We start from the raw sequence: 23,763 nt of genomic DNA, 5'->3' as shown, positions 1-23,763 counted from the left end.
AAAGCGTTGCATAATGTGAATAGCATTTGCAGTGTTAGGCATTAAATGCTATTTAGTTGCTCATCATCTAAACCTCTAAAGTGGAAAGACAATGAAAAAAGTATTAAAACCAATCATGATTGCAGCTTTAGCGCTTCCAACTTTTGCATTTGCAGATACCACTACCGCAGCTAAAGTTCAACAAGCACGCGGTGCAACCACAGCACCTGCGGCACAAGCCAATGGTAATATTACGGTACAAAGTCCGCGTACAGGTATTCGCTATACCTTTGCCAATCCAAATCAACGCCCAGTGGTTCTGCAAACGGCTGCTATTGCTCCTGTAAATGCAGCAACGGTGAACCGTATTGTGGCTTCAAACCCAGCGCTTTCTCCTGTAAGTCAAGAAAATGCTAAACAAGCGCTTTTGTCTAGCTCAGCACAGCTTGCTTCAAATTAATCAAATGCTGCTGCATAAAACCAATCTTCGGATTGGTTTTTTTATCCATTGGAGCGTAAAACCTCGGGGTTTAGCCCATAGGTATCTACACAATTTCCGAGCTTTGCGTTAAATTGAAGAGCATGCTCTTCAATTTAACATCTCTGGTCTGGATCAGCGTCTTGTCAAACGTTATAACAGCCTTGTAAAACTCAATATGAATCCTCTTGCTTCACTTGCTCCCGCAATCAAAGACCTGGCCTCTACCCAAAAGTCGAGTTTCTCAACTACACAGGCTGTTTGGCGATTCCTGAATAATAATAAAATCTCTTTTAGTCAATTAAACCAGCTGATTAAGCTTCTTGCATGCGAACAGATCAAGACATCACCGCATCAGTATGCATTAATCGTTCATGACTAGTCTCAACTGCAGTATGTGAAGCACAGTCATAAGGTTCAGCGTCTTCAAAGAACAGAGGCGAATTCAGGCTATGAATTGCAAAGCAGTTTACTTGTCGATGCGTCATCAGGGCTCCCAATTGCGCCATTAGCTCAGACGCTAACAGATGCATCCGGCTGTTATTCCACATTCAGTGAACAATACAGCGAGCGCAAGTCCCATTTGGACTCACTCGCAGAACAAATCAAAACGATTGAACAGTATCCGATTGAGAAAACAAAAGTCCATATCATTGACCGTGAAGGAGACTCGATTGCCCACTTGAGGGAAATCAGCAGCCATGGTTTCAAATGGTTGATTCGGGCCAAAGAAAGCCATCGGATTGAGCATCAAACGGAAACCTACAAAGTTGCAGAAGTCGCAGAAAAAGTAGTAACTCAGCAAGTTAAGCCGATTGCTTATAAAGGAAACAGGCATATGCTGCATGTTGGAGAAACCGATATTCGGATAACGCGTGCAGCAAAGCCGAAGAGAAAAGATGATTTAGGCCAACGGGTTGCTCCCCAGCCAGGCAAGGCAGTTACAGCCAGATTAATTGTTGCTGTGGTGAAAGATGCTCAAGGTAAAACAGTCGCGAGATGGTCGCTGATCAGCAATGTTTCTTCAGAGATTGATGCGGTAGAATTAACCACCTGGTATTACTGGCGCTGGACAATTGAGTGCTATTTCAAGCTTCTGAAGCAGGCAGGCCATGACGTTGAATCATGGCTTCAGACCACACCTGCAGCGATTTTAAGACGGCTCCTCTTTCAGGCCGACAGCAGAAGAGAGGTAAGTTGGAAAGTGCACCTGCAATATTGGCAGGACTTTCGATTTTACTGAACACTCTTCAACTGCTCTCAGAATATTCAATAGATGAACTGAATGAAATCGCAACAATTGCATTAGGTACATCAAGATGTGTAGATACCTATGGGTTTAGCCCGAGGATATAAGCGAGTGGCGTAAGCCATTAATGCGGTGTTTGCTGTTGTTGAATATATTGTTTAACAATTCCAATTGGCGCACCGCCACATGAAGCAGCGAAGTAACTAGGCGACCACAAAGCACTGCCCCATAGCTTGTTTTTAATTTCAGGGTGTTTGGTTCTTACAATGCGACTTGAAGCACCCTTTAAACTATTCACTAAGCTAGAAATTGCTATTTTAGGTGGATAATTCACAAGCAAATGAACATGATCGTGTTCACCATCAAACTCTACCAACTCGGCTTCAAAGTCTAAGCAGATACGCTCAAACACTTCACGCATTGTTTCAAGCATTGCTTTGGTAAAAACATCTCTACGGTATTTAGCCACAAAGACTAAATGTACATGCATATTAAAAACACAGTGGCGACCTGTTCTAATCTCTTGACTATTGCTCATAGACCAAATATATTTTAATCATGAAAACACTTAAATTACGCATAAAAGACAAACATTACAAGGTACTAGACCAACTCGCATCGGAAGTAAATTTTGTTTGGAATTATGTGAATGATTTAGGATTTAAACATCTAAAAAGAAAAGGTGAATTTCTTTCAGCTTACGATATTGCTAAATACACGAAAGGCACATCTAAAGAATGCAATCTGCATAGTCAAACTGTTCAAGCGATAACAGAAGAATTGGTTACTCGAAGAAAGCAGTTTAAAAAAGCAAAGCTAAAATGGCGGGTGAGTAATAAGAAGTCTGCAAGACGTTCTTTGGGTTGGATACCGTTCAAAAAGGTTGCAATCAAATATGCTGATGGCTACGTGCAGTATGGCAAGCATCAATTCAAGCTATGGGATAGCTATGGACTATCAAAATACAACGTCAAAACAGGCTCATTTGTAGAAGACAGTCGTGGACGTTGGTATGTTTGTTTAGTTGTTGATAAGACAAAACAAGTTAAATCAAAGGGTAATACCTCAATCGGTATAGATTTGGGCTTAAAAGACCTTGCAACCTGTTCAGATGGCGTAAAGCTCAAAGCCCCTCAAATCTATCGGCAATACGAACAAAAACTTGGCATTGCTCAACGTGCTAGAAATAAAAAGCGTGTTAAAGCGATTCATGCCAAGATTAGAAACATACGTCAAAATACGCTACATCAATTCAGTCATAAATTGGTGAATAAACATGCAGCCATCTTCGTTGGTAATGTGAATGCAAAGGCATTAGCACGGACTAAACTAGCGAAGTCTGTATTAGATGCAAGTTGGACAACACTTAGAACCATGCTCAAGTATAAATGCGAGAACGCAAGTGTATGGTATAAAGAAGTCAATGAAGCCTATACCACCCAAACTTGTTCGAGCTGTGGCTCACGCTGTAGTAGTCCGAAAGGTAGAACGGGACTTGGAATAAGAGAATGGCAGTGCATGGAATGCGGTACATTCCATGATAGGGATATAAATTCCGCACTGAATATTCTTGCGCTCGGACATGAGCGTCTAGCAGTAGGAATCCCCGTCCTTTAGGTCGCGGAGGATGTCAAGTCAAAAATGAGTGTGCATTGAAAAGTTAAAGCAAACAAAGTCTTCTGCTCGATTTTTTCTGAAAATTCTAATAAGCTGTGTTTTTTCTAACAAATGAATTGGACGTTTAAAATGCCAGTAGGTGACGTATCAATGCCACAAATGCACGTGGTGAAAGGGGTAAGAATCGGAACGGCTGAAGCTTATGTGCGCTATCAGAACCGACGTGATCTTGTCATTTTCGAATTTGCTGAAGGAACGAATGTTGCGGGTGTTTTCACTCAAAATGCGTTCTGTGCAGCGCCCGTGCATGTGTCTAAAGCGCACTTACAAGTGGCGAATCCGCGCTACCTCATTATTAACACTGGCAATGCCAATGCAGGTACAGGCAAGACAGGCATGCTGAATGCTGAGCGTACTTGTGCAAAATTGGCTGAGCTTGCCGGTGTGCAAGCAACGGAAGTGTTACCGTTTTCAACAGGGGTGATTGGTGAACAATTGCCGTTGGAGCGTTTGTTAAATGGTTTACAGCCTGCATTAAATAGTTTGCGTGCTGATGCTTGGGGTGCTGCTGCTACTGGGATTATGACCACAGACACCACACCAAAAGGTGCATCTGAGCAATTCGAATTGGATGGCATCACGTATACCATGACGGGTATTTCTAAGGGTGCAGGCATGATTCGTCCCAATATGGCAACGATGTTGGGCTATGTAGCAACCGATGCACCTATCAGCCACGAGTTGGTTCAGCAACTGTTGAGCGAAACGGTCAATGTTTCTTTCAACCGAATTACCATTGATGGTGATACTTCAACCAATGACTCCTGTATCTTTGCAGCTACGGGTCAAGCGGGTGGTGTTGAAATTAGCTCAACCCAAGATCCACGCTATACCGTAGTGCTAGATGTACTCACGCGTATGATGAAACGTCTTGCACAACTGATTGTACGTGATGGTGAAGGTGCAACTAAGTTTATTACGGTTGCTGTTGAAGGTGGGTATGACACGCAAGAATGCTGTGATATTGCTTATAGTATTGCACATTCACCTTTGGTTAAAACTGCGATTTTTGCGTCAGATCCGAACTGGGGACGTATCTTGGCTGCGATTGGTTATGCTGGGGTTAAGAATTTAGATGTTGAAAAAATTCAAGTTTGGTTAGATGATGTGCAAATCTGTAAGGATGGTGGTGCGGCTGCCGATTACACGGAAGCGGAAGGTGCTCGTGTAATGTCACAAGCTGAAATGACCATTCGTGTAGATCTAGGACGCGGGGCAGCGAAAGACACAGTGTATACCTGTGACTTATCTTATGACTATGTGAAGATTAATGCGGATTATCGCTCTTAATCTTAACGAGTTTAAAAAAAGCCTCCTTTGGAGGCTTTTTTAGCATAAGAACTTTTGAATGATTGGTCAAAAGCCGAGAAGCCATTTGACCAATAAATTAAGTGCGGGACTTGCTTGCCGACAAGCATGAAGGGATGAATGAATGATGAACAATGCGACCAATTTAATTGCCAATGACGCAAAATCAATTGTACAGGCGCATTTGGACCGTTTGGGTGAAACCAAAGACTCCAAGCTCAGTGAAGAAGTGAAGCAAGAAAAATTTGCTTTAATTTTAGCCGAGTTGAAAAAGCGTGATGCAGTATTGGTAGCGCACTACTATTGCGATCCTGAAGTGCAGGAATTGGCCGAGTTAAGTGGTGGCTGTGTTTCTGATTCATTGGAAATGGCCCGTTTTGGTCGTGATCATCCAGCATCGACCTTGGTGGTGGCGGGCGTTAAATTTATGGGGGAAACCTCAAAAATTTTATCACCGAATAAAACCATTCTGATGCCCACTTTAGAGGCTACATGTTCTTTAGATTTGGGTTGCCCTGTTGAAGAATTTAGTCAGTTTTGTGATGCCCATCCAGACCATACAGTAGTGGTCTATGCCAACACTTCAGCAGCCGTTAAAGCCCGTGCCGATTGGGTGGTGACCTCAAGCTGTGCAGTCGAAATTATTGAGCATTTAGACAGTTTGGGTGAAAAAATTATTTGGGCACCTGATCAGCATTTAGGCCGTTATATCCAAAAGAAAACAGGCGCTGACATGTTGCTTTGGGATGGTGCATGTATTGTGCATGAAGAATTCCGTGCACGTGGCATCGCGCAAATGAAGGCGCTGTATCCTGATGCTGCGGTACTGGTACATCCTGAGTCGCCTGAGTCAGTGGTGGATGTTGCTGATGCTGTTGGAAGTACTTCACAGCTGATTAAAGCTGCACAAGCCTTACCCAATGAGCGACTGATTGTGGCAACCGATCGGGGTATTTTCTACAAAATGCAACAAGCGGTGCCCAACAAAATTTTGGTTGAAGCACCAACAGCCGGAGAGGGTGCAACCTGTCGTTCTTGTGCACACTGCCCGTGGATGGCAATGAATGAGCTGGATGGTATTTTAGAGGTATTACAGCGTGGCGATCAGGAAATATTCGTAGATCCTGCACTTGCTGAGCGTGCGAAATTACCTTTAGATCGCATGTTGGATTTTAGTGCATCGCTAAAACGTTAAAATTTGTATAAAAAATGCCTGAAACGCTTGATTAATATACATTTGACGTGATTTTTTTATTTTTTTTAAATATAGGTGTTGACGTTATCAAGCGTCACGCCTAGAATGCACACCGTACCGAACGAGATGTTCGATACAAAAGCTGAGATGAATCGGAGCATAGCACAGCCTGGTAGTGCACCTGGTTTGGGACCAGGGGGTCGTAGGTTCGAATCCTACTGCTCCGACCAATTCTTCAAGGCAAGGTTATCCATAATACCTCGTATTATTGGTCATGCGCCTGTAGCTCAGTTGGATAGAGCATCCGCCTTCTAAGCGGATGGTCACAGGTTCGAATCCTGTCAGGCGCGCCATTAGGTAGCTTGGTATTAAGAACCGACACGTTATGGTGGATGTAGCTCAGTTGGTAGAGCCCTGGATTGTGATTCCAGTTGTCGCGGGTTCGAATCCCGTCATTCACCCCAACTTTAAAAAGTTGAAATCGGAGCATAGCACAGCCTGGTAGTGCACCTGGTTTGGGACCAGGGGGTCGTAGGTTCGAATCCTACTGCTCCGACCATTTCTTGAAATGGTCAAGATAAAGATGCCGCGTTGAGCGGTTTTTTTATGCCTGAAATTTAGTAAAGTGCATAAAAAAGCCTTCGTGACGAAGGCTAAAGGTAAGCGTCCGCTGAACACACCTTATGAATTCGTCCTATAAGCCTTAATTTAGTCCTCACTTAAAAACAAGTGGGAACTTAAATTTATGACTACAAATAACCAGACATCCATCGCATCTCTTACGATAAAACGAAGAACATATAGTGCTGAATTTAAACAGCAGATCGTTCAGGCGTGTAAAGCATCGGAGGTTTCAATTGCTTCGGTCGCTTTGCAACATGGATTGAATACACATCTTGTATCCAAATGGATTCGCTTAATTGATGCTAAGCCAGGGAATGATCGCTCACTACTACCGAATAAACCTGCATTTATTGCCTTATCTTGCTCTGCACCATTAGATCCTACTCCTACTGACATGTTAACGGTTCAAATTACTTTACCCCACTCAAAAGCAGAAATTGGCTTGAAATGGCAAGTATCAGAAATATCTGCTTTAGCAGAATTACTCAAGGCACTTACAACATGATCCGTATCGATGAAATCTGGTTGTCTACTCAGCCCATGGACATGCGTGCAGGTATGGATACGGCCATGGCTCAGGTGGTGAGAGCCTTTGGCTACATCAAACCGCATTGTGCTTACCTGTTCTGTAATAAACGTGGCCATCGCATGAAAGTGCTGGTACATGATGGACTGGGCATCTGGCTGTGTGCCCGGCGGTTGGAACAGGGAAAATTTCACTGGGCTAAAGTTCACCAGGGTGAAAGTGTAGCCCTCAGCCCAGAACAGTTACAGGCACTGATCCAGGGTTTGCCTTGGCAGCGCATTGGACGACAGCAGGTGGTGACGATGCTCTAAACTAGCTTGGTCCATTCTGCTATAGTCAAACTACTTTATTATTCATACAAGATTCGAAAAAAACTCGAAATAACTCATCGACTGAGTCGATCAACCATTCTTTACGCTTACGTTTAACCCATGCCCACATGTGTTCTATAGGATTTAAATCAGGGCTGTATGCAGGAAGCCAAAGAATTTTATGCCCTTGTTGTTCCAATAACTCCTGAATATCTGCTCTTTTATGAAATGCTGCATTATCCATAACCACTACACTATTTTCTGGTAATGCCGGTATGAGGAATTGCTCAATCCAAAAATGAAAAACATCTGAATTGATTTTGCAGTCAAATAAACCGACTGAAAATAACTTACCCTCATGGATTGCTCCAATGGCATTGGTCTGATTCTTTAATTGCCAATTATATTGCCATAAACAGGGTACTCCTTTTCGTGAGTAGCCATGAGGTCTATAATCATGTGACTTAAAACCACTTTCATCCAGATAAATAATCGGATGGTTTTTTTCTAATTCATTCACTTGCAGAATAAATTTATCCCTAAGCTTTGTATCTGCTTTAGGATGGCTTAACGTCTTTTTTTAACTGTAATATTTAAGCGCTTTAATGCAGCACCAATAGATGAAACACCACAATTAAAACGTGCAGCACGTTCATATTGATAAGCATCAGGATACTTTTCAACATCTTCACGTAAAGCATCATCGTTAATTTTAGAAGGTTTACGTACACGAGTTTTTTTAATCTCTATACGTTTCTTCCATTCAACAATGGTATTTTTATTAATTTCAAATTGTGCAGCTACCGCTCGAATAGAATAACCTTCCTCAAGCTTAGCTAAAATTTTACGTCTAAAATGTTCTGAATAACTCATTGCACCATTGTATTGGTTTTATAATGATTTGACTATATTCTCCAAACGTTCTATTTCCTCTGCGTCATGACCTCAGGCATACTGCGGTCATGAATACGCTGCCTGATTTAAGCCAACTGACCCATGAACAACTGCTGGAATTTACCCGGCAGTTGGCAATGCAGCATCAGTCTTTGGCACAATCAAATCAAGAATTAGAAAAATCAAACCAGCAATTGGATGCCAAAGTTCAACATCTTTCCATTCTCACGCAAAAATACGAGCATGAGCTCGCACTATTTAAACAGCACAAATTTGGCAGTAAAAACGAACATCTCACCGCAAAACAAATCCATCTGTGGGATGAAGCGGTCGAAGAAGATATTGCCGCTGTTGATCTGGAACTGGAACGGCTGAATGCAGATAAAACTGATGCAGCGACACACAAAGCCACAGTCAACAAACCTAAACGTCGACTGCTGCCCGATCATCTACACACCATCCGTATCGAGCATGAACCAACATCAACCCAATGTGCTTGTGGCTGCACCTTGCGTCGTATCGGCGAAGATATCAGTGAAAAACTACATTTCAGACCGGCACAGTTCTATAAGGAACAGCATGTGCGTGGCAAATGGGTCTGTGATCAGTGTGACACACTGACTCAGCAAGCGATGCCCGCCTATGTGATTGATAAAGGCATTGCCAGTCCTGAACTGCTTAGCCATGTGTTGGTCTCGAAATACGCAGATCATTTACCGCTGTACCGTCAACGTCTGATCTATCAGCGGGCGGGAATCGAGCTTTCTAGATCAACTTTATCTGACTGGATAGGTCGCTGCGGTGTAGAACTGGAACCTCTGGCCAATGCTTTAAAAGAGGTGGTGCTGCAACAGCGGGTGATCCATGCCGATGAAACACCAGTCACCATCATGCGGATGAGTGATGATGAGAAAAAACCGAAGAAAGGTTATGTCTGGGCCTATGCAACAACCCAATATAATCCAATTCAAGCCGTGATTTATGACTTTCAGGATAGTCGTTCAGGCCAGCATGCTGAAGCGTTCCTGAAAGACTGGCAGGGCCATCTGGTCTGTGATGATTACAGTGGTTATAAAGCACGCTTTAAATCAGGCCAAGTCATTGAGGTGGGCTGCATGGCGCATGCTCGTCGTAAATTCCATGAACTGCATGTGACCAAGAAAAGTCAGGTCGCTGAACAGGCCTTAGTGCTGATTCAGAAACTGTATGCCATAGAAGCAGAACTCAGGAGAAAGACCGATGGTACAGCAGAACAGCGCCGCGAATACCGACAACAGCATAGTCAACCGGTGATGCAACAACTGTATGAATGGCTCAACCAGCATCAACTGACGGTGCCATCGAGTTCTCCAACCGCCAAGGCCATCAATTACACTCTGAAGCGTTGGCCAGCTTTAAGCCGCTATCTGGATGATGGCAATCTACCGATTTGCAATAATTGGGTGGAAGTGCGACACGAAGTCGCTTAATGAAGTTGTTCCCCCCTGCGGGAACCACCCGTGTCACCGGGTGAATCTAGAAGGCTGAATAAAGAGCGCCTTCAACAATGTAACGAGGCACCGCAAGGTGCGGGGTATCAATCGTGAGAGGCGTACCCTTCTGGCAGCCATAGCCGGACAAGGGCTAGATAATCGGTATGGTGAACACATGTGAATCTGCGTAACGATCGTTAAGTTGAACGAGCGGAAATGGCTGATACGCTCGAACCAAAACGGTAATGGAGGTGGGAATTGCGTCTTTCGACTACGCATTCGTGACCCATACGCCTCCCGGTCGATAGCAGGCACCTAAGCCGATGTACTTCAGTAAGCGGAACGTGGAAATCCCGTATTACTCCCATTGGGAAAGCAGTTTGCAAAAACTGCCCATGGTGATGCGGGCGAAGGAACGAGGAAAAAGCGAATGCCAGTCTGTAATGGGTTGGATAGAGGTTGAAACATTACCCCACGCGAAAGCGGGCTGACGTCCTTATGGTCTCTCATCACAAGAGAGTGTGTAGAACCCTTTTAATGGAGGGAGAGCAAATGAATGCAGCAGTATCAGCGTGTGCACCTTCCAGCACATCGTGGGACAGCATCGATTGGATTGCTGTACAGCGTCATGTCAGAGGGCTGCAAGCGCGTATTGTGAAGGCGGTACAAGACGGCAGGCATAACAAGGCGAAAGCTTTGCAATGGCTGCTGACTCACTCGTTTAGTGGCAAAGCATTGGCCGTCAAACGAGTGTCTGAAAACAAAGGCAAAAACACGGCTGGGGTCGACAAGGTGACTTGGAATACACCCAAGGCCAAGACCGGTGCGATGATGTCGTTGAAGAGGCGAGGTTACACGCCCCTTCCGCTTCGGAGAGTCCTTATTCCGAAGAAAAATGGCAAGATGAGACCTCTTGGGATACCCACGATGAAATGCCGGGCCATGCAGGCGCTCCATCTGCTGGCTTTGGAACCCATCGCGGAGACCATCGCTGATCGGAACTCTTATGGGTTCAGACCGCAACGCTCAACCGCGGATGCTGCAGCACAGTGCTTTGGTGTGCTGTCAAGAAAAGTAAGTGCGGAGTGGGTGCTAGAGGGTGACATTCAAGGCTGTTTCGACAATATCAGCCATGACTGGATGATCGCCAACCTTCCAATGGACAAGGTGATTCTACGGAAATGGCTCAAAGCCGGTTACGTCTACCAAAGCAAGCTGTTTCCCAGTCTTTCCGGAACACCGCAAGGAGGTATTATCTCCCCGGTGCTGGCCAACATGACCTTGGACGGACTGGAAACGATGCTGGCGAAGAGGTTCTCTAACGCCAAATGGACAGGCAAAAAGCTGCAACTGGTACGGTATGCGGATGATTTCATCATCACGGGGTATTCTAAAGAGTGGCTCGAAAATGAAGTTCGTCCTGCCGTGGTTGAATTTCTGGCGCAGCGCGGTCTCGTGCTCTCTCAGGAAAAGACCAAAATCACGCACATAGGGAACGGGTTCGATTTTCTTGGCTGGAACGTACGTAAGTACAACGGCAAGCTACTGATCAAGCCGTCAAAGGCAAACATCAGCGCTCATCTTGACAAGCTGCGAGCATTAATCAATGCAAACAAAGCGACACGACAGGCCACTTTGATCGGTTTGCTCAACCCGATTCTAAGGGGTTGGGCCAACTATCACAGTCATGTCGTTGCCAAGAAGGTTTTCAACCAGGTAGACAACGCAGTGTGGGAAATGCTCTGGCGATGGGCTGTACGTCGCCACCCTCGCAAGACACTCCGATGGGTCAAAGATCGGTATTTCAAAGTACAAGGAGCGCGTCGATGGGTGTTCTCATGTGATGAACAGTCCGCCGATGGTCGGAAGCGACAATACACATTAGTGTCTGCCTCGGACACGCCAATTGTGCGACATATCAAGATCAAGGCTGCTGCTAACCCTCATGACCCCGCATGGGATGAGTACTTCGAATCCCGATGGGGTAAAAGAATGCTGGTCTCCGCAAAGGGGCGAGCCAAGCTGTATCGGGTGTGGCTAAAACAAGGTGGTCGCTGCTGCGCCTGTCTTAAACCAGTCACCAAAGATACACCATGGCACAGCCGTCATATTGTGAAGCTAAGTCATGGTGGAACGGATGCAGTTGCTAATCTTGAGATTTACCATCTGTATTGTCCGAGGAGTGTTCAGTTTGCCAATGTCAACGATGTATAACCGGGTGCCGAATGGCGCCTTAGCAGAGGCTTGAGCCGTGTGCTGGGAAACTCGCATGCACGGTTCTTAGGGGGTTGGACGTAGGTAACTGCGTCTGACTACCCGACAACCAGGTGCGGCCTTGGGCGTTGGGACGTAAGAACTGGTTATTTGCAGGTTCGCTGCGTAGTGGTCAGCGAGCGGCAAACATCATGACTTTAATCCAGTCAGCAAAGCTGAATGGGTTGGATCCGTATGCCTATTTAAGTGATGTGCTGAAAAGATTGCCGACCCATAAAGTGACCCAAATAGAAGAATTGCTACCACACCGCTGGAAATCCAACTCAAATTAAAAAATAGACATGGGGTTCAGCGGACGCTTACGGCTAAAGATAAAACATAAATGCTTAAGGAATAATAATAATATTCACACGACGATTCAGCGCTCGATTTTCCTTGCTGCTATTTTCTACCAGAGGTTGTGATGCACCGCGACCCATGCTCTGAATATTTTGAGTTTTAAACCCTGTTTCGATAAAAATCTGGCTAACTGTTGATGCGCGTTTCTTCGAGAGTATTTGGTTGTAGCTTGGGTCACCAATATTGTCTGTATGTCCAACCACTTTAATTTTATTTAAATTGTATTGCTGTAGCTGTTTAGAAAGCGCTTCGAGTGCGGATTTTTGAGAGGCTTGAATATAGTCAAACCGCTTATTTACCCATACACTCGTTAAAGAAACGACTAAAAAGCTTATCTATTGAGTTAACCAACCATTTTTTCCTTTTTGCTTTCACCCATGCCCACATTTTTTCAATAGGATTAAGGTCAGGACTATAAGGTGGTAACCAAAGTATTTGATGCCCATGTTGGCTTAATAGATCTTGTATATCTTGTCATTTATGGAAGGCTGCATTGTCCATGACAATTACACTATTCGAGGGTAATTCTGGTAATAAAAACTTATCTACCCAAAAATGAAATACATCCGAATTTACTTTGCTATCAAATAAACCCACTGCAAATAATTTACCCTCATGGATTGCTCCTATTGCATTGGTTTGATTTTTTAATTGCCAATTATATGTTCCATAACAAGGAGTTCCCTGTTTTGAATAACCATGAGGTCTATGTTCATGAGATTTAAATCCACTTTCATCAAGATAGATGATCGGATGTTGACATCTTAATCGGTTTAAATCTTTTAAATACTGCTCTCTGAGTTCTGTTTTTGCTTTCGGGTGCCGTAAGGTCTTTTTTTAACTGTAATATTTAGACGCTTGAGCGCATCTCCAATTGTAGAAGTACCACAACCAAAACGAGCAGCGCGTTCATATTGATAATCATCAGGATATTGCTCAACATCTGCACGTAAGGCATCATCATCAACTTTAGATGGTTTTCTTGGTCGAGTTCTTTTTATTTCGATTCGCTTTTTCCATTCGACAATTGTATTTTTATTAAGGCTCTAGACTAACATATCTATTCTGCTAGTCTAGAGCCTTATTAATTTCGAAGTGCTGAGCAACCGCTCGGATAGATTGACCTTCTTCAAGCTTGGCTAATATTTTCTTTCTAAAATGTATTGGATAACTCATATCAGTATTGTATTGGTTTTTTGGCGTGCGGACTATATCGGATTGCTCAAATCCAAACAATAATTTTCAGGCAGTCTCAGCGTCCAGCCTTCTTCGTTCAGGGTAAAGCCTTGTTTCTTCAGCATGCGTGTTTGCTTATAGTTGAGGTACCCTAAACTCAGGCAGTCAGATAAAGCAGTGATAAGCATAAATTTGCAAACATGTTTTAACATGAGGGTTCCTGATCAGGATTTATGCAAGGTGTGATATACCACCCTTGAGCTAAGTTTTTGGCTTTATACATGGCATTGTCTGCTTCAGCAATCAAATCTTCAGGCGTTGTTGCACATTTTGAGAAAGCAACGCCAATACTGAAACTAAAATGAATCTGTTGTTGATCAAAAGACAACGGGGCTTTACTGCATTCGATTAAATGCTTGCAAATTAGTTCTAAATGATCATAGTGTTTGATATTACGAAGCAGAATTGCAAACTCATCACCACCTAATCGTGCTACCACATCGTGGCTTCTGACATTCTTTTTTAAGCGTTGAGCCATTTCTTTGAGCACGGCATCACCTGCTAAGTGCCCATAAACATCATTAATGTTTTTAAAGTTATAGGACTTACGCAGTATTATTTATAGATTCTCTGTGGTAGCAGATGATTTTTATCGAGAATAAAGTCATCAATGAAGTTTTTGATCATTGGTCTAAATAACTTCTTCTGCCAACGATATACATTTTCAAAGATCCGCTCAAACTGGTTCTTTTGTATCTCAACGTAGGCCATCAAGGCTGAAAAAATATGATTCGAAATCAGTTTAGATCGTCTTACTTGAAACTTTTCAATATGACAAACCTGTTTAATCACTCGGTGATATTGTTCTATTTTCCAATGACTTGAATGTAATTCATGAAAACCCTCAAAGGACAATAAATCATCTTCATCTTGATGCACAATATAAAACCTCTGCTGTTCTTTTAACTGAGTCTTAAATAATTGTACAAAGCCAAAATCTTTGAGCCAGACCACTTGACCCTGATGGAAATTTGGCAATAAACGCAGTTGAAACCATTGTCCTTTTTCTGGGGAAACCTTACGGTTACAGTCGATACCAAACATAAATCGAATACCATATTTTCTTATGGTTTTTAGATTTGCAGTCGATGAATACCAACTATCACCTGTAATAAATTGAATCTTTGCACCCCAACTGAGTACTTCACTTAACATATCCATAAAGTAATCATTCTTGGTTTTACTTTCAGATTTGTCATAAATTCGGAAATTAATTGGAATATTTTGACCATTTTGATCTGTCGCATACAAGGTAATGAGATTAATACCCTTGACGGATCGGTGGTGTTTGCCTGACCAAAAATAGCTAACTAAGTCCATATGTTGACTATATGGTTTATCTAAAACAGTATCATCAATACTGACTATAAGTTTATTATTATCAATATGTTGAATTGCTTCTTGATATAGGTCGTGAGGTGTGTAGTCTTCACGCTCTAGAAAGCGATTTACACTATCATGCGAGATGTTATAAGTCTCGGCAAGTTGTGTGCAGCTAATAGAGTTCGGTTCTGTCATGAGAAAGCCCATATAAATGGGTAGTGTACAAGTTGCTGTAGAAGCATGTTTAATTCGTCTGATCACAGATACTTTATAAAGTATTTTAATACTTTTTTGAATCCGTCAATGCGTAAGTCCTAAGTTATTGTTGTCGATAAAAAAGAGAGCTGTCTGGTTTTTCTCGGGGTGCTCAAATTGATTGAACAAAATATTGTAAAAATAATGACGATTCGGGAGTTTAGTTAACTGATCATGCAACGCTTGATGTGATAACTGAGAGTTTTCGCTTTGTAGTTTTTCATTGGTACGCTGCACTTTATCTAATAAATTATTAAATGCACCACTGATGACGCGAAATTCATAAATGGGAGATGATGGAAGACGTGCTTGATATTGAGTATCAAGATTAAGGCTTTCAACGGTATTGACCATGGGTTGAATCGAGTGCATCAGTTTTTGATAGGTTGAATGTACCAACCACAACATAATCAACAGGATGACAAAAATTCCAACGGAGAGACAAATCAAAAGCTGAAAGAAAAAGCTCATGAGTTGGGTAGCACTTCCGTAAATGATCAATGTCCCGTACTGGTTGTTTTGATGTTTAATGGTGCGTGTCACAGGGTGTTTAAAGAAGACCTTATCAAACAGATTTTCCATCCAGGCAAACTCAGGTGTTGGTTTGTATGCTTCGGCCAGTGGTTTCCCTTGTAGGTTGATAACTTTAATAACGCGAATTGGATATTGCTGAATATGATTGTTCAGTGTTTGCTGTAGCGTAATACGATCATTGAAAATGACAGCAGGTTGAATTTGCTCACTTAAGGTTGCGCTAAAAATATTGAGGCTTTGTTTGGCATAGGTATTGATGGTGTAGATGGAAATTACCACGAAAATTAAACTACAAATTCCAAGAGTAAGAGCAAAAATCAGCAATTGAGACTGACTAAAAATTTTTTGTAGGGAGGTATTAGAGCTTTTACGAAACACTGACTTAAGGCTCCGTAGATTTTGCTAATAAGACACGTGGATCTACACGCGCTTGGGATTGGGACAGGTTGGCCAAGTTTACCTTAAAGGAAGTTCGTGTTTTGTTTTGATATAAGCAAAATGCGCTGCCTAATTCGCATTCAGTATTGTTGGAGCTGAAAGTCAGTGGAGCATCTTTTAAGCTATTTCTCTGTACACGACAAAAATAGATAACTCATTGAAATAATGTCATAATAATTGTTTTCTAACGACGAATACTATGACACATCTCAATGAGTTATATCTTATCTTAAACAAATATCTAAAATGGAACAAGTCACATTTAAAGTGCTTTGCGCTCATCATGCTTGTGATTATTTTAAAGCAAACATGTAATCTTTCTTCTGCATCTAAAGCCTTGCCCATCAAGTGCTTACCACAATCATTTTATCGACGTATGCAGCGCTTCTTTGCAGGTCAGTATTTTGATTATCGTCAAATTTCTCAGTTGATTTTCAATATGTTTTCATTCGACCAAGTGCAACTGACTTTAGATAGAACCAATTGGAAATGGGGAAAACGAAATATTAATATCCTGATGCTCGCAATCGTTTATCGTGGAATAGCGATACCTATCCTTTGGACATTGCTTAATAAACGTGGAAATTCAGATACGAAAGAGCGCATTGCTTTGATTCAACGCTTTATAGCCATTTTTGGTAAAGACCGTATTGTGAATGTGTTCGCAGACAGAGAGTTTATCGGTGAGCAGTGGTTTACATGGTTAATTGAACAAGACATCAACTTCTGCATTCGTGTTAAAAAAACTTCATTGTCACCAATCATTTAGGAAAGAATCATAAAATTAGTGATTTATTTCGCCATCTTAAAGTTGGTCAAATTGAATGTCGTAAACGACGGATTTTGGTTGGTCGGGTGAAACTATATATAAGTGCACTACAGTTAGAAAATGGAGAGCTTTTACTCGTCGTTTCTCCTCAGTTTAATGCCAATGCTATTCAGGATTATGCATTACGCTGGGAAATTGAAACCTTATTCAGTTGTCTCAAAGGACGCGGGTTTAATCTTGAAAATACGCGCTTGACAGACCCTAGACGAGTGAAAAAATTGATTGCGGTGTTAGCTATAAGCTTCTGTTGGTGTTACTTAACGGGTGAATGGCAACATGATCAAAAAAAAGTGATAAAAATAAAGAAGCATGGACGACTCTCAATGAGTTTATTTCGCTATGGTTTAGACTATGTTCAAATGGCGATTCAGCGTTTAATTGGTTTTGGGAAAAAAGAAGAGTTTAAGGAAATTTTGGCAATTTTAAGAAGGCAGAACCCTGATAGGATAAGGGTTCTGTGAAATTTGTCGTGTACAGAGAAGCTATTTATAATATTTTGCTCTTGACGTGGCGTGTAGGTTGAGAAAAAAACAGCATTACACATAACCTTATTCAATTCAGACAAACTGACCGCTTGAATTTGATACGCACTTTCGAGTTGCTGATTCACTTGAATGAACTGATTGGATAATTGGTTGTTATTTAAAATGCATAAAGAAATGGGATTGGGGGTATTCCAACGTACATAGCTCAAAATCGTCAATGTGGTTGCAGGGAGATTTAATTGTGGTTGTGCCTGCACCTGAGAAATCATTAAGCAGGACAAGAGGGTTAAATAAATTTTGTATTTAAAAGCTGTCATTATTCATTTTGCTTGGCAGCGAAAGTGAGCTTATTTTAACGAAAAATAAACAGTGATGGTTAAAATTGCTTTAATAATCGACAAAAATCACATTTTTGACCAAAAAATATGCGCTTGAAATAAAATAATAGAAAAAGTTGTTGCAAGGGATTAGAAATGCTGTAGAATGCACATCCATCGGCGGTGATGTTGATTAAAACTTGTTAAGAAACAAGGATTTAGCCCAAGTGGTAGAATCTGAGAGTCTTGAATAAGTTTAAAAATAATTAACAAAACCAGTTGACTTCTTCTTGAAAGAGAGTAGTATAGCCGACCTAGCTTGCTGATGACGAATCAGCAAGAAGATCATTAAGAGATTATGAAGAACAACTTGTGTGGATTTTTACTAATTGATCGATCGAAAATATTTCATTGATTGATGGTAAAAATTACTCGAAGTTTATTTGAGAAATATTTGTCAGAAAATTGATGAGCCAAGATTTGTAGCCATAAGCTACTAATGATTTTTAACTGAAGAGTTTGATCATGGCTCAGATTGAACGCTGGCGGCAGGCTTAACACATGCAAGTCGAGCGGGGAAGTATAGCTTGCTATACGACCTAGCGGCGGACGGGTGAGTAATGCTTAGGAATCTGCCTATTAGTGGGGGACAACATTCCGAAAGGAATGCTAATACCGCATACGCCCTACGGGGGAAAGCAGGGGATCTTCGGACCTTGCGCTAATAGATGAGCCTAAGTCAGATTAGCTAGTTGGTGGGGTAAAGGCCTACCAAGGCGACGATCTGTAGCGGGTCTGAGAGGATGATCCGCCACACTGGGACTGAGACACGGCCCAGACTCCTACGGGAGGCAGCAGTGGGGAATATTGGACAATGGGCGAAAGCCTGATCCAGCCATGCCGCGTGTGTGAAGAAGGCCTTTTGGTTGTAAAGCACTTTAAGCGAGGAGGAGGCTACTTGGATTAATACTCTAGGATAGTGGACGTTACTCGCAGAATAAGCACCGGCTAACTCTGTGCCAGCAGCCGCGGTAATACAGAGGGTGCGAGCGTTAATCGGATTTACTGGGCGTAAAGCGTGCGTAGGCGGCTTTTTAAGTCGGATGTGAAATCCCTGAGCTTAACTTAGGAATTGCATTCGATACTGGGAAGCTAGAGTATGGGAGAGGATGGTAGAATTCCAGGTGTAGCGGTGAAATGCGTAGAGATCTGGAGGAATACCGATGGCGAAGGCAGCCATCTGGCCTAATACTGACGCTGAGGTACGAAAGCATGGGGAGCAAACAGGATTAGATACCCTGGTAGTCCATGCCGTAAACGATGTCTACTAGCCGTTGGGGCCTTTGAGGCTTTAGTGGCGCAGCTAACGCGATAAGTAGACCGCCTGGGGAGTACGGTCGCAAGACTAAAACTCAAATGAATTGACGGGGGCCCGCACAAGCGGTGGAGCATGTGGTTTAATTCGATGCAACGCGAAGAACCTTACCTGGTCTTGACATAGTAAGAACTTTCCAGAGATGGATTGGTGCCTTCGGGAACTTACATACAGGTGCTGCATGGCTGTCGTCAGCTCGTGTCGTGAGATGTTGGGTTAAGTCCCGCAACGAGCGCAACCCTTTTCCTTATTTGCCAGCGGGTTAAGCCGGGAACTTTAAGGATACTGCCAGTGACAAACTGGAGGAAGGCGGGGACGACGTCAAGTCATCATGGCCCTTACGACCAGGGCTACACACGTGCTACAATGGTCGGTACAAAGGGTTGCTACCTAGCGATAGGATGCTAATCTCAAAAAGCCGATCGTAGTCCGGATTGGAGTCTGCAACTCGACTCCATGAAGTCGGAATCGCTAGTAATCGCGGATCAGAATGCCGCGGTGAATACGTTCCCGGGCCTTGTACACACCGCCCGTCACACCATGGGAATTTGTTGCACCAGAAGTAGGTAGTCTAACCGCAAGGAGGACGCTTACCACGGTGTGGCCGATGACTGGGGTGAAGTCGTAACAAGGTAGCCGTAGGGGAACCTGCGGCTGGATCACCTCCTTAACGAAAGATTGACGATTGGTAAGAATCCACAACAAGTTGTTCTTCATGACGATGTATCTGAGGGTCTGTAGCTCAGTTGGTTAGAGCACACGCTTGATAAGCGTGGGGTCACAAGTTCAAGTCTTGTCAGACCCACCAAATCTGACTAACAAGCATTGTTAAATGCTGAATACAGAAAAACAGAGACATTGACTTATTGATAAGCTGGGGACTTAGCTTAGTTGGTAGAGCGCCTGCTTTGCACGCAGGAGGTCAGGAGTTCGACTCTCCTAGTCTCCACCATATATTGTTCATCAATATATAAGCTAAGTAGTTAGATTATAGAAATTAGTAAGAAGTAGACATTAGTTTGCATTTTATTAACTTCTGTGATTTATCACAGTTTCCTGACCTGACGAAGGCTGGAAAAATCATTAACAGAATATATTTGAGTTGAAATAATTTGTTCATACTCGTTTTTAAGATCGACATTAACAGTGATTTATTACTGATTGATGAAGATTGAAGAAATGAGTTACTAGCGAAATTAACTGAATCAAGCGTTTTGGTATGTGAATTGAATTGAAGCTGTACAGTGTTTAAGTACACAGAACAACAAACTGTAAGGAAGTGATGAGAAATCATCATAGACTGTCTTAATCCTACTTGTAGGGATTAACGACTGTTTGGGGTTGTATAGTCAAGTAATTAAGTGCATGTGGTGGATGCCTTGGCAGTCAGAGGCGATGAAAGACGTAATAGCCTGCGATAAGCTCCGGGGAGGCGGCAAATATCCTGTGATCCGGAGATTTCTGAATGGGGAAACCCACCTGTCATAAGGCAGGTATCGTATGATGAATACATAGTCATACGAGGCGAACGAGGGGAAGTGAAACATCTCAGTACCCTTAGGAAAAGAAATCAATTGAGATTCCCTCAGTAGCGGCGAGCGAACGGGGAAAAGCCCATTAAGTCATATCAGTTTTAGTGGAATGCTCTGGGAAGTGCAACCATAGTGGGTGATAGTCCTGTACACGAAAGGGCTGATATGATGATGTCGAGTAGGGCGGGGCACGTGAAACCTTGTCTGAATATGGGGGGACCATCCTCCAAGGCTAAATACTCCTGACTGACCGATAGTGAACCAGTACCGTGAGGGAAAGGCGAAAAGAACCCCTGTGAGGGGAGTGAAATAGATCCTGAAACCGCATGCATACAAGCAGTGGGAGCCGACATGTTCGGTGACTGCGTACCTTTTGTATAATGGGTCAGCGACTTACATTCAGTAGCGAGGTTAACCGCATAGGGGAGCCGTAGAGAAATCGAGTCTTAATAGGGCGTTTAGTTGCTGGGTGTAGACCCGAAACCGGGTGATCTATCCATGAGCAGGTTGAAGGTTGGGTAACACTAACTGGAGGACCGAACCCACTGTCGTTGAAAAGCCAGGGGATGACTTGTGGATAGGGGTGAAAGGCTAATCAAACTCGGTGATAGCTGGTTCTCCCCGAAAGCTATTTAGGTAGCGCCTCGGACGAATACCATTGGGGGTAGAGCACTGTTTCGGCTAGGGGGTCATCCCGACTTACCAAACCGATGCAAACTCCGAATACCAATGAGTACTATCCGGGAGACAGACTGCGGGTGCTAACGTCCGTAGTCAAGAGGAAAACAATCCAGACCGCCAGCTAAGGCCCCAAAATTATAGTTAAGTGGGAAACGATGTGGGAAGGCATAGACAGCTAGGAGGTTGGCTTAGAAGCAGCCACCCTTTAAAGAAAGCGTAATAGCTCACTAGTCGAGTCGGCCTGCGCGGAAGATGTAACGGGGCTAAAACTATATGCCGAAGCTGCGGATTTGCAATTTATTGCAAGTGGTAGGGGAGCGTTCTGTAAGCCGATGAAGGTGTATTGAGAAGTATGCTGGAGGTATCAGAAGTGCGAATGCTGACGTGAGTAACGACAATGCGAGTGAAAAACTCGCACGCTGAAAGACCAAGGGTTCCAGTCCAACGTTAATCGGGGCTGGGTGAGTCGACCCCTAAGGCGAGGCCGAGAGGCGTAGTCGATGGGAAATTGGTTAATATTCCAATACTTCTATGTAATGCGATGAGAGGACGGAGAAGGTTAAGTCAGCCTGGCGTTGGTTGTCCAGGTGGAAGGTTGTAGGCATGTATCTTAGGCAAATCCGGGGTACTGTATGCTGAGAACTGATAGCAAGCTGTACTTGTACAGTGAAGTGGCTGATACCATGCTTCCAGGAAAAGTCTCTAAGCTTCAGTTACATAGGAATCGTACCCGAAACCGACACAGGTGGTCAGGTCGAGTAGACCAAAGCGCTTGAGAGAACTCTGCTGAAGGAACTAGGCAAAATGGTACCGTAACTTCGGGAGAAGGTACGCTGCCGACGGTGATAGGATTTACTCCTTGAGCTATTGGCAGCCACAGAAACCAGGCCCCTGCAACTGTTTATTAAAAACATAGCACTCTGCAAACACGAAAGTGGACGTATAGGGTGTGATGCCTGCCCGGTGCTGGAAGGTTAATTGATGGGGTTAGCGTAAGCGAAGCTCTTGATCGAAGCCCCAGTAAACGGCGGCCGTAACTATAACGGTCCTAAGGTAGCGAAATTCCTTGTCGGGTAAGTTCCGACCTGCACGAATGGCATAATGATGGGGGCGCTGTCTCCAGCAGAGACTCAGTGAAATCGAATTCGCCGTGAAGATGCGGTGTACCCGCGGCTAGACGGAAAGACCCCGTGAACCTTTACTGCAGCTTGACATTGAACTTTGATCTTACTTGTGTAGGATAGGTGGGAGGCTTTGAAACCGAGACGCTAGTTTCGGTGGAGCCAATCTTGAAATACCACCCTGGTAATATTGAGGTTCTAACTCTGTCCCGTTATCCGGGACGAGGACCATGTCTGGTGGGTAGTTTGACTGGGGCGGTCTCCTCCTAAAGAGTAACGGAGGAGTACGAAGGTGCGCTCAGCGTGGTCGGAAATCACGCGTAGAGTATAAAGGCAAAAGCGCGCTTAACTGCGAGACCCACAAGTCGAGCAGGTACGAAAGTAGGTCTTAGTGATCCGGTGGTTCTGTATGGAAGGGCCATCGCTCAACGGATAAAAGGTACTCTGGGGATAACAGGCTGATACCGCCCAAGAGTTCATATCGACGGCGGTGTTTGGCACCTCGATGTCGGCTCATCTCATCCTGGGGCTGAAGCAGGTCCCAAGGGTATGGCTGTTCGCCATTTAAAGAGGTACGCGAGCTGGGTTTAGAACGTCGTGAGACAGTTCGGTCCCTATCTACCGTGGGCGTTGGAAATTTGAGAGGATCTGCTCCTAGTACGAGAGGACCAGAGTGGACGAACCTCTGGTGTACCGGTTGTGACGCCAGTCGCATCGCCGGGTAGCTATGTTCGGAAGGGATAACCGCTGAAAGCATCTAAGCGGGAAGCCTACCTCAAGATAAGATTTCCCTAGGACTTTATGTCCTCTAAAGAGCCGTTGAAGACTACGACGTTGATAGGTTGGATGTGGAAGCATAGTGATATGTGAAGCTGACCAATACTAATTGCTCGTGAGGCTTGACTATACAACACCCAAACAGTTGGTGTTGTGGTTCAAATCACTGCAAACAACTTGATTTAGTTATAAAGCTAGATAAAATATCCAACTCAAATATACCTGTTAATAACTCATTTGATGAAAGTTAGGCACGAAGAGCACTGCTCTGAGGTTAGACCCAACGAATAGTCATAAACAGTTGTGCTGGCGACAATAGCAAGAGTGAACCACCTGATCCCTTCCCGAACTCAGAAGTGAAACCTCTTAGCGCTGATGGTAGTGTGGAGTTATCCATGTGAGAGTAAGTCATCGCCAGCTCATTAATTCAAATCCCCCTAACTTAATAGTTAGGGGGATTTTTTTATGCAAGGAATGGTAAATAATAAAAAATAAACGAATCAATCGTCTAATTGAGATATATAGTCAAATCAT

General features: G+C 43.5%; 15 protein-coding genes, 6 tRNA genes, 3 rRNA genes and 6 pseudogenes. 20 read left to right on the top strand and 10 right to left on the bottom strand.

Annotated elements, in window-relative coordinates; genetic code table 11:
• The first annotated feature begins 91 nt into the window (after positions 1-91).
• Together AC4CUX_RS04035 and AC4CUX_RS04030 are read left to right on the top strand one after the other, a co-directional pair.
• On the top strand, positions 92-439 hold the full coding sequence (locus tag AC4CUX_RS04035) for a hypothetical protein (RefSeq protein WP_114837871.1): 348 nt from the start codon (positions 92-94) through the stop codon (positions 437-439).
• A gap of 415 nt (positions 440-854) precedes the next feature.
• On the top strand, positions 855-1,700 hold the full coding sequence (locus tag AC4CUX_RS04030; RefSeq protein ID WP_457807405.1) for a transposase: 846 nt from the start codon (positions 855-857) through the stop codon (positions 1,698-1,700).
• Between the two features lie 130 nt (positions 1,701-1,830).
• Here the strand turns inward: AC4CUX_RS04030 and tnpA (AC4CUX_RS04025) are convergent, their stop codons facing one another.
• Positions 1,831-2,244 (bottom strand): IS200/IS605 family transposase, encoded by a 414-nt coding sequence (gene tnpA / locus AC4CUX_RS04025; protein ID WP_005402021.1) that lies wholly within the window; start codon positions 2,242-2,244, stop codon positions 1,831-1,833.
• 20 nt (positions 2,245-2,264) lie between these two features.
• Here tnpA (AC4CUX_RS04025) and AC4CUX_RS04020 point away from each other — a divergent pair, with 20 nt between their 5' ends.
• The 9 genes from AC4CUX_RS04020 to tnpB all read left to right on the top strand — a co-directional run bounded on the left by AC4CUX_RS04020 (position 2,265) and on the right by tnpB (position 7,347).
• Positions 2,265-3,323 carry an RNA-guided endonuclease InsQ/TnpB family protein gene (locus AC4CUX_RS04020; protein WP_005402022.1) on the top strand — a complete coding sequence of 353 codons (1,059 nt, stop codon included), beginning with the start codon at positions 2,265-2,267 and terminating at the stop codon, positions 3,321-3,323.
• A gap of 129 nt (positions 3,324-3,452) precedes the next feature.
• Positions 3,453-4,673 carry a bifunctional glutamate N-acetyltransferase/amino-acid acetyltransferase ArgJ gene (gene argJ / locus AC4CUX_RS04015; protein WP_114837919.1) on the top strand — a complete coding sequence of 407 codons (1,221 nt, stop codon included), beginning with the start codon at positions 3,453-3,455 and terminating at the stop codon, positions 4,671-4,673.
• 145 nt (positions 4,674-4,818) lie between these two features.
• Positions 4,819-5,886, top strand: coding sequence for a quinolinate synthase NadA (nadA, locus tag AC4CUX_RS04010; RefSeq protein WP_114837920.1), 1,068 nt, complete (start codon positions 4,819-4,821; stop codon positions 5,884-5,886).
• Between the two features lie 153 nt (positions 5,887-6,039).
• Positions 6,040-6,116, top strand: a tRNA-Pro gene (locus AC4CUX_RS04005).
• A 46-nt stretch (positions 6,117-6,162) separates the two neighbouring features.
• A tRNA-Arg gene (locus tag AC4CUX_RS04000) sits at positions 6,163-6,239 on the top strand.
• 35 nt (positions 6,240-6,274) lie between these two features.
• A tRNA-His gene (locus tag AC4CUX_RS03995) sits at positions 6,275-6,350 on the top strand.
• Positions 6,351-6,368: 18 nt separating this feature from the next.
• Positions 6,369-6,445: transfer RNA gene (locus AC4CUX_RS03990), tRNA-Pro, on the top strand.
• A gap of 186 nt (positions 6,446-6,631) precedes the next feature.
• On the top strand, positions 6,632-7,015 hold the full coding sequence (tnpA, locus tag AC4CUX_RS03985) for an IS66-like element accessory protein TnpA (RefSeq protein ID WP_490792201.1): 384 nt from the start codon (positions 6,632-6,634) through the stop codon (positions 7,013-7,015).
• Positions 7,012-7,347, top strand: a complete 336-nt coding sequence (tnpB, locus tag AC4CUX_RS03980) for an IS66 family insertion sequence element accessory protein TnpB (protein WP_004642106.1) — start codon at positions 7,012-7,014, stop codon at positions 7,345-7,347. Before tnpA (AC4CUX_RS03985) ends, tnpB begins: the two co-directional genes overlap by 4 nt.
• A 25-nt stretch (positions 7,348-7,372) precedes the next feature.
• Here tnpB and AC4CUX_RS03975 read toward each other — a convergent pair whose 3' ends face one another.
• Together AC4CUX_RS03975 and AC4CUX_RS03970 are read right to left on the bottom strand one after the other, a co-directional pair.
• Entirely contained in the window at positions 7,373-7,867 is a 495-nt protein-coding gene (locus tag AC4CUX_RS03975) for an IS630 family transposase (protein ID WP_005402037.1), read from the bottom strand.
• A gap of 47 nt (positions 7,868-7,914) precedes the next feature.
• Positions 7,915-8,220, bottom strand: a complete 306-nt coding sequence (locus AC4CUX_RS03970; RefSeq protein WP_000122230.1) for an IS630 transposase-related protein — start codon at positions 8,218-8,220, stop codon at positions 7,915-7,917.
• 89 nt (positions 8,221-8,309) lie between these two features.
• Here AC4CUX_RS03970 and tnpC point away from each other — a divergent pair.
• From tnpC to AC4CUX_RS03955, 3 genes and pseudogenes are all read left to right on the top strand, one after another.
• Positions 8,310-9,689 (top strand): annotated as a pseudogene (gene tnpC, locus AC4CUX_RS03965) (IS66 family transposase); the annotation flags it as partial.
• 576 nt (positions 9,690-10,265) lie between these two features.
• The gene (ltrA, locus tag AC4CUX_RS03960) at positions 10,266-11,927 is read left to right on the top strand and encodes a group II intron reverse transcriptase/maturase (RefSeq protein WP_005167203.1); all 1,662 of its coding nucleotides are present in this window, start codon (positions 10,266-10,268) and stop codon (positions 11,925-11,927) included.
• 104 nt (positions 11,928-12,031) lie between these two features.
• A pseudogene (locus AC4CUX_RS03955) lies at positions 12,032-12,259 on the top strand (transposase domain-containing protein); the annotation flags it as partial.
• A 54-nt stretch (positions 12,260-12,313) separates the two neighbouring features.
• Here the strand turns inward: AC4CUX_RS03955 and AC4CUX_RS03950 are convergent.
• From AC4CUX_RS03950 to AC4CUX_RS03920, 7 genes and pseudogenes are all read right to left on the bottom strand, one after another.
• Positions 12,314-12,604: pseudogene (locus AC4CUX_RS03950) on the bottom strand (OmpA family protein); the annotation flags it as partial.
• A gap of 13 nt (positions 12,605-12,617) precedes the next feature.
• Positions 12,618-13,073: pseudogene (locus AC4CUX_RS03945) on the bottom strand (IS630 family transposase).
• Positions 13,074-13,108: 35 nt separating this feature from the next.
• Positions 13,109-13,502: pseudogene (locus AC4CUX_RS03940) on the bottom strand (IS630 transposase-related protein).
• A gap of 205 nt (positions 13,503-13,707) precedes the next feature.
• A pseudogene (locus tag AC4CUX_RS03935) lies at positions 13,708-14,100 on the bottom strand (GGDEF domain-containing protein); the annotation flags it as partial.
• 17 nt (positions 14,101-14,117) lie between these two features.
• The gene (locus tag AC4CUX_RS03930) at positions 14,118-15,146 is read right to left on the bottom strand and encodes an IS701 family transposase (protein WP_348887334.1); all 1,029 of its coding nucleotides are present in this window, start codon (positions 15,144-15,146) and stop codon (positions 14,118-14,120) included.
• Positions 15,147-15,185: 39 nt separating this feature from the next.
• A complete protein-coding gene (locus AC4CUX_RS03925) occupies positions 15,186-16,052 on the bottom strand; it encodes a CHASE sensor domain-containing protein (RefSeq protein WP_228254641.1) in 867 nt (288 codons plus the stop codon).
• 4 nt (positions 16,053-16,056) lie between these two features.
• The gene (locus AC4CUX_RS03920; protein ID WP_490792615.1) at positions 16,057-16,218 is read right to left on the bottom strand and encodes a YfiR family protein; all 162 of its coding nucleotides are present in this window, start codon (positions 16,216-16,218) and stop codon (positions 16,057-16,059) included.
• A 93-nt stretch (positions 16,219-16,311) separates the two neighbouring features.
• Between AC4CUX_RS03920 and AC4CUX_RS03915 the strand changes: the two genes are divergently transcribed.
• The 6 genes from AC4CUX_RS03915 (at position 16,312) to rrf (ending at position 23,649) form a co-directional block, all read left to right on the top strand.
• Positions 16,312-17,402 (top strand): IS4-like element ISAba1 family transposase gene (locus tag AC4CUX_RS03915; protein WP_088631513.1). Its coding sequence is split into 2 segments (ribosomal slippage): positions 16,312-16,852 and positions 16,852-17,402, totalling 1,092 coding nucleotides; the frame shifts between segments, so codons are not numbered across the junction.
• 848 nt (positions 17,403-18,250) lie between these two features.
• Positions 18,251-19,788, top strand: a 16S ribosomal RNA gene (locus AC4CUX_RS03910).
• Between the two features lie 61 nt (positions 19,789-19,849).
• Positions 19,850-19,926, top strand: a tRNA-Ile gene (locus AC4CUX_RS03905).
• Between the two features lie 68 nt (positions 19,927-19,994).
• Positions 19,995-20,070: transfer RNA gene (locus AC4CUX_RS03900), tRNA-Ala, on the top strand.
• Positions 20,071-20,465: 395 nt separating this feature from the next.
• A 23S ribosomal RNA gene (locus AC4CUX_RS03895) occupies positions 20,466-23,359 on the top strand.
• A gap of 175 nt (positions 23,360-23,534) precedes the next feature.
• Positions 23,535-23,649: ribosomal RNA gene (gene rrf, locus AC4CUX_RS03890) — 5S ribosomal RNA — on the top strand.
• Together the 16S, 23S and 5S rRNA genes with 2 tRNA genes alongside form the textbook arrangement of a ribosomal RNA operon.
• Positions 23,650-23,763: the final 114 nt, after the last annotated feature.

This window comes from Acinetobacter sp. 231_lipA, assembly GCF_058243005.1.
Note: the sequence above shows the minus strand (reverse complement) of the source record. Positions and strands in the feature narration are given on the sequence as shown.

What these genes read in the sequence shown, in the direction of transcription:
- AC4CUX_RS04035 (WP_114837871.1), top strand. Translation starts at nt 92, where the DNA reads ATGAAAAAAGTATTAAAACCAATCATGATTGCAGCTTTAGCGCTTCCA.
- tnpA (WP_005402021.1), bottom strand. Translation starts at nt 2,244, where the DNA reads ATGAGCAATAGTCAAGAGATTAGAACAGGTCGCCACTGTGTTTTTAAT.
- AC4CUX_RS04020 (WP_005402022.1), top strand. Translation starts at nt 2,265, where the DNA reads ATGAAAACACTTAAATTACGCATAAAAGACAAACATTACAAGGTACTA.
- argJ (WP_114837919.1), top strand. Translation starts at nt 3,453, where the DNA reads ATGCCAGTAGGTGACGTATCAATGCCACAAATGCACGTGGTGAAAGGG.
- nadA (WP_114837920.1), top strand. Translation starts at nt 4,819, where the DNA reads ATGAACAATGCGACCAATTTAATTGCCAATGACGCAAAATCAATTGTA.
- tnpA (WP_490792201.1), top strand. Translation starts at nt 6,632, where the DNA reads ATGACTACAAATAACCAGACATCCATCGCATCTCTTACGATAAAACGA.
- tnpB (WP_004642106.1), top strand. Translation starts at nt 7,012, where the DNA reads ATGATCCGTATCGATGAAATCTGGTTGTCTACTCAGCCCATGGACATG.
- AC4CUX_RS03970 (WP_000122230.1), bottom strand. Translation starts at nt 8,220, where the DNA reads ATGAGTTATTCAGAACATTTTAGACGTAAAATTTTAGCTAAGCTTGAG.
- ltrA (WP_005167203.1), top strand. Translation starts at nt 10,266, where the DNA reads ATGAATGCAGCAGTATCAGCGTGTGCACCTTCCAGCACATCGTGGGAC.